The organism is Polaribacter sp. (assembly GCF_965660385.1).
GTDB lineage: Bacteria > Bacteroidota > Bacteroidia > Flavobacteriales > Flavobacteriaceae > Polaribacter.
This window is the reverse complement of sequence record NZ_CBFHZT010000091.1, coordinates 1-6,164: the sequence shown is the minus strand read 5'-3', so window position 1 is coordinate 6,164 and position 6,164 is coordinate 1. Positions and strand designations below refer to the sequence as shown.

The following is a 6,164-nucleotide window of genomic DNA, read 5'->3' as shown; positions in this document are numbered from 1 at the left end:
TTTCTACAGGTCAACGTTTTAATGAACAATTGATAAGAATATTATTAGAGTTTAATAATGAAGATTTTACCATTGCAGAAGCTTTGGCGAAAACAAAAAATAATTTTTCGAGTACACAGAAATTCTTCATATATCATTTTGGTGATCCTGCAATGAAACTAGCTGTGCCTAAACCCAACATTCGAATTACAAAAATGAATGATGTTGATGTTACCCAATCTTTAGATACGATTAAAGCACTTTCAAAAGTGAAATTTGAAGGCGTAATTACAGACGATACAAACACTGTTTTAAACGATTTTAATGGTACGCTCTCCACTACAATTTTTGATAAATCTCTTGATAAAAACACCTTAGATAATGATGGTTTTGGAATAAACATGACGTTTGATTCGCAAGACAGTAAAATATTTAGAGGAAAAGCTACAGTGACCAATGGTGCCTTTAATTTTGAATTTATTGTACCAAAAGATATTAAAGTAGCTTACGGAAAAGCCAAATTAAGTTTTTATGCAGAAAATGATGAAATTGATAAAGCAGGCGCAAATTTTGATGTTGAGGTTGGTGGTATTGACGCCAATGCTCCAGATGATACGCTTGGCCCACAAATAAATGTATTTATGAATGATGAATCATTTATTGATGGTGGAAATACCAACTCATCACCAAATTTAATTGCAGTGTTGTCTGATGCAAGCGGAATCAATACTTCCATTACAGCTGTAGATCATGATATTGTTGGAGTTTTAGATGGTGATACATCAAATCCTATTATTTTAAATGATTTTTATCAAACAGAGCTAGATGACTTTACAAAAGGAAAAGTAAATTATACTTTAAGAGATTTAGATGTTGGTCCACACACTTTAAAAATTAAAGCATGGGATACTTACAATAACTCTTCAGAAACCACGTTAAATTTTGTGGTTGTGAGTGATGCTGTTTTAAATTTAGAAAATGTATTAAACTATCCAAACCCTTTTGTAAATTATACAGAATTTTGGTTCAACCATAATAAACCTAATGAACCTTTAGAGGTGCAGGTACAAATTTTTACGGTTTCAGGTAAATTAGTAAAAACCATTAACCAAAATGTGCAAACTACAGGTAATTTGTCAAGAAATATTACTTGGAATGGTTTAGATGATTTTGGTAACAAAATTGGTAAAGGCGTTTATGTTTATAAACTAAAAGTAACGTCAACAGCCAGTAATTTAGTTGCAGAGAAGTACGAAAAATTAGTAATACTTCAATAAAAGTAAGATATTTGCAAAACAAACAACACAATAAACAATGAAAAAAATAGGATTATGTTTGGCACTTTGTGCTTTAGTAAGCTTAAAATTTAATGCTCAAAACAGAGCAATTACTACAGCAGCACCTTTTATGTTAATTGTTCCTGATGCTAGGGCAGGAGGTATGGGAGACATGGGAGTTGCTACTTCTGCAGACGCTTGGTCTTTATTTCATAACCCATCAAAAATTGCCTTTAGTGATAGACAAGTAAAAACAGGAATTACGTATTCGCCATGGTTAAGAAATTTAACAGATGATATTTTTGTAGGTAGTGGATCTTATATCAATAGATTTAGTGAAAACGCAGCTTGGGGTGCAGATTTTAAATATTTCTCTTTAGGTGAAATTCAATTAACAGATAATTCTGGAGAATCTTTAGGAAGTATTAATCCTAACGAATTTGTATTTACAGGTTCTTACGCTTTAAAATTGAGTGAAACGTTTTCTATGGGAGTTTCTTTAAAATATTTACGATCTAATTTGGCGTTTAATAACACGCAAAGTAATGCTTTACAACCTATAAACTCTTTCGCAGTAGATGTTTCAGGATATTACCAATCTTATGAAGAAAATTATGGTAATTTTAATGGACGATATAGAATCGGATTTAATATTGCAAATATTGGCCCAAAAGTTTCATACACGCCAGGAGAAGAAGATTTTATACCTACAAATTTAAAATTTGGTGGTGGTTTCGACTTTATTTTAGACGATTATAATATCATTTCTACCAATATTGAGTTTACTAAACTATTAGTACCAACACCACAATTAGATGGTTCTGATGAAGAAAAAGGTTGGATTCAAGGTATTTTTGGTTCTTTTGGTGATGCACCAGATGGTTTTAGTGAAGAATTAAGTGAATTTACCTATGCTTTAGGAGCAGAATATTTGTATAACCAAGCATTTGCTTTAAGAGCAGGATATTTTCACGAAAGCCCAGATAAAGGAAACAGACAATATTTTACATTAGGAGGCGGATTCAAAACCAACGCATTAAATATCGATTTATCTTATTTAATCAATTCTTCTGATGTTAATAATCCTTTAGAAAACTCGTTACGTTTTTCTTTATCTTTTGATTTAGGCGAAATTTATGACAATTATTAAAAACCATAAATTTTTAGTAGATTTATAAAATTATTAAAGCAGTCAAAAAAGGCTGCTTTTTTTGACTGCTTTATTTATGAAAAAAATTGAAATAAAAACATCAGCAACAGTTTACAAAGATATTTCAGCCCTTTCTACAGAAGATAAAATATTGATGAACAAAGCAATTGAAGCAAGAAATAATGCTTATGCTCCTTATTCAAAATTTAGTGTTGGTGCTGCTTTGCTATTAGAAAATAATAAAATTGTTTTAGGCAATAATCAAGAAAATGCAGCATATCCATCAGGAATGTGTGCAGAAAGAGTCGCAATTTGGAAAGCAAGTTCAGAGTACCCAAATTTTAAAATATTAAAATTGGCCATTTCAGCAAGTTCTTCTGTAACTAAAGTAAACAAACCTGTGGGGCCTTGTGGCGCATGTAGGCAATCTTTATATGAATATGAGTTCAAACAAAATCAGCCATTCAAAATTTTATTTATGGGTGAAGTTGGTGAAATTGTTAAGACTGAATCTTTAAAAGCGTTGCTGCCTTTTTCATTTGATAGTTCTTATCTTTAATAAGGCTTCTAAGCCTTTATGGACAAAAAAAAAGTAATTGTGAAACCAGATATTTCATCAAGAAAAGACATTAAAAGAATCATTACAAAGTTTTATGATAAATTGCTAAAAGATAAAAATATGTTTCCTTTTTTTCAAGAAATTGTAGCTCAAAATAAGCTAGAGCATCACTTAGAAATAATCACCAATTTTTGGCAAGATGTTTTATTTGATAAAAATTTGTATCAAAATAATGTGATGCAAAAACATTTAGCGAGTAATTTTTTAAGACCCTTTAATAAAGCGCATTTTAGTATTTGGATATCGTATTTTAATGCAACAATAACTACTTATTTTAGTGTAGAGAATTCAGAAAGAATGAAGTCAAGAGCTCAGTCAATAGCAACAGTAATGCAACTTAAGATGAAACTTTATCAATAGTACCAAAACTGTTTGTGTTATTTTATAGATATTTTTTAATACTTTGAATGTAATGTTATTATGCATGCATAGTAAATAATTTGTGTTAGATTTTTTAAATTTGTGTAACAAACATTCGTATTATGATTTCATCAAAAATAACAGGTACTGGAACATTTATACCTTCCCAGAAAATTGAAAATTCCGATTTTTTAAATCATGATTTTTTAAATGCAGATGGTTCTACATTTTCTGCTGAAAATAATGTTATTGTTGAAAAATTTAAAGGCATTACTGGAATCGAGTCAAGACGTTATGCAAGTGATGAATACACTACCTCAGACTTAGCTTTTTTTGCTGCCCAAAATGCCATAAATGATGCGAATTTAAATGCAGAAGAATTAGACTACATCATCATAGCACATAATTTTGGAGATGTTAAACCAGGTACAATACAGGGTGATACCTTGCCAAGTTTAGCAACAAGAGTAAAATATAAATTAGGCATAGAAAACCCAAATTGTGTGGCTTACGATATTTTGTTTGGTTGCCCAGGTTGGGTTCAAGGTGTAATACAAGCGCAGGCTTTTATAAAAGCAGGTATTGCAAAAAAGTGTTTGGTAATTGGTGCAGAAACGTTATCTAGAGTTGTTGATAAATATGATAGAGATTCAATGATTTATAGTGATGGAGCAGGCGCATGTATTGTAGAAAAAACAGAAGACTCTGAGTCTGGTATTTTAAGTCATGCCACCCAAACATTTGCAAAAGAAGAAGCTTATTTTTTGCACTATGGAGGATCTTTTAACAAAAGTGAAGATCAAAATGTAAGATATATTAAAATGTTTGGGCGTAAAATTTATGAATTTGCGATAAGTAACGTACCAAAAGCTATGCAATTGGCATTAGATAAAAGTGGTGTTGAAATTGATGATTTAAAAAAGATTTTTATTCACCAAGCTAATGAAAAAATGGATGAAGCAATCATTAAACGTTTTTATAGATTGTACAAAAAACCAGTTCCAAAGGCAATAATGCCTATGAGCATTCACAAATTAGGGAATAGTTCAGTTGCTACAGTACCAACGTTGTTAGATTTAGTGCTAAAAGGAAAGATAGAAGGCCAAGAAGTAAACAAAGGAGATGTGATTATGTTAGCATCTGTAGGAGCAGGAATGAATATTAATGCAATTATTTATAAATATTAAGTTTATTTTTATTCTAAATTGTTAGTTGTAGGGCAAAATTTGTCATTCAAAAAAAAAGTTAGTGCCTGTTTAAGTATCATTTATTTAGTAAATTTAACAACGGATACTCCTTATAATTCACGAATTCTAATTCATGAAAAAAATCTAACTTCTTATATCGTAAATCTAATATCAAAATATTATTTTTGCGCATGCAACAACACAACGTACTTATATTAGATTTTGGTTCTCAGTACACGCAACTCATTGCAAGAAGAGTAAGAGAACTAAATATTTACTGCGAAATTCATCCATACAACAAAATCCCAGAAAGTTTAGATTCTTTCAAAGCCGTGATTTTATCAGGAAGTCCAAATTCTGTAAGAGGTGAGAATGTTTTACATCCAGATTTATCTGAAATTAGAGGCAAAAAACCTTTATTAGCAGTATGTTATGGAGCTCAGTATTTAGCGCATTTTTCTGGAGGTAAAGTAGCAGAATCAAACACAAGAGAATATGGTAGAGCCAACTTATCGTTTATAAAAAAATACGAAGCTTTCTTTAAAAATATTTCCGAAGGCAGCCAAGTTTGGATGAGTCATTCAGATACCATTAAAGAATTGCCTACTAATTCCGTTTTATTAGCGAGTACAAAGGATGTACAAAATGCAGCCTATAAAATTAATGGAGAACTTACATTTGCCATTCAATTTCATCCAGAAGTATATCACTCTAAAGATGGTAAACAATTATTATCAAATTTTTTAGTTGATATTGCTGAAGTATCGCAAAGCTGGACTCCAGATTCTTTTGTAGAAAGCACAGTTGAAGCTATTAAAGCAAAAGTGGGTAATGACAAAGTAGTTTTAGGGCTTTCTGGTGGTGTAGATTCATCTGTTGCAGCAGTATTATTACACAAGGCCATTGGTAAAAACTTATATTGCATTTTTGTAAATAATGGTTTATTACGCAAAAATGAGTTCGAAAGTGTATTAAATCAATACGAAGGTATGGGTTTAAACGTTAAAGGTGTAGATGCTTCTGATAGATTCTTGAAAAAATTGGAAGGAATAACAGATCCTGAAGGAAAAAGAAAAGCTATTGGCAATACGTTTATCGATGTTTTTGATGATGAAGCACATCAAATAGAAGATGTAAAATGGTTGGCACAAGGTACTATTTATCCTGATGTTATTGAGTCAGTTTCTGTAAATGGTGGACCGTCTGCAACTATTAAAAGTCATCATAATGTTGGGGGCTTACCAGATTTTATGAAATTAAAAATTGTAGAGCCTTTGCGCATGATTTTTAAGGATGAAGTACGTAGAGTAGGAGCATCCTTAGGCATTAATAAAGAGTTATTGGGGCGTCATCCATTTCCTGGGCCAGGTTTAGGAATTAGAATATTAGGAGATATTACCGCAGAAAAAGTTCGTATTTTACAAGAAGTTGATGCGATTTTTATAAACGGTTTAAAAGAAGATGGTTTGTACGATAGGGTTTGGCAAGCAGGTGCAATGCTATTACCTGTAAACTCTGTAGGAGTTATGGGTGATGAAAGAACCTATGAAAAAGTAGTGGCATTAAGAGCAGTAGAAAGTACAGATGGTATG

At 31.3% G+C, this 6,164-nt stretch carries 6 protein-coding genes; all 6 read left to right on the top strand.

Features of this window, described 5'->3' with window-relative positions; all coding sequences use genetic code 11:
* Positions 1-1,256: type IX secretion system sortase PorU (porU, locus tag ACTG3V_RS14825; protein ID WP_439132955.1), on the top strand; the 1,256-nt coding region annotated here is incomplete at its 5' end.
* A 37-nt stretch (positions 1,257-1,293) separates the two neighbouring features.
* Positions 1,294-2,406 carry a type IX secretion system outer membrane channel protein PorV gene (gene porV, locus ACTG3V_RS14820; RefSeq protein WP_439132954.1) on the top strand — a complete coding sequence of 371 codons (1,113 nt, stop codon included), beginning with the start codon at positions 1,294-1,296 and terminating at the stop codon, positions 2,404-2,406.
* 76 nt (positions 2,407-2,482) lie between these two features.
* Entirely contained in the window at positions 2,483-2,965 is a 483-nt protein-coding gene (gene cdd, locus ACTG3V_RS14815; protein ID WP_439132953.1) for a cytidine deaminase, read from the top strand.
* An 18-nt stretch (positions 2,966-2,983) separates the two neighbouring features.
* On the top strand, positions 2,984-3,385 hold the full coding sequence (locus ACTG3V_RS14810; RefSeq protein ID WP_439132952.1) for a group III truncated hemoglobin: 402 nt from the start codon (positions 2,984-2,986) through the stop codon (positions 3,383-3,385).
* 122 nt (positions 3,386-3,507) lie between these two features.
* Positions 3,508-4,572 (top strand): 3-oxoacyl-ACP synthase III family protein, encoded by a 1,065-nt coding sequence (locus ACTG3V_RS14805; RefSeq protein WP_439132951.1) that lies wholly within the window; start codon positions 3,508-3,510, stop codon positions 4,570-4,572.
* Between the two features lie 191 nt (positions 4,573-4,763).
* The coding region (gene guaA / locus ACTG3V_RS14800) for a glutamine-hydrolyzing GMP synthase (RefSeq protein WP_439132950.1) at positions 4,764-6,164 on the top strand (1,401 nt) is incomplete at its 3' end.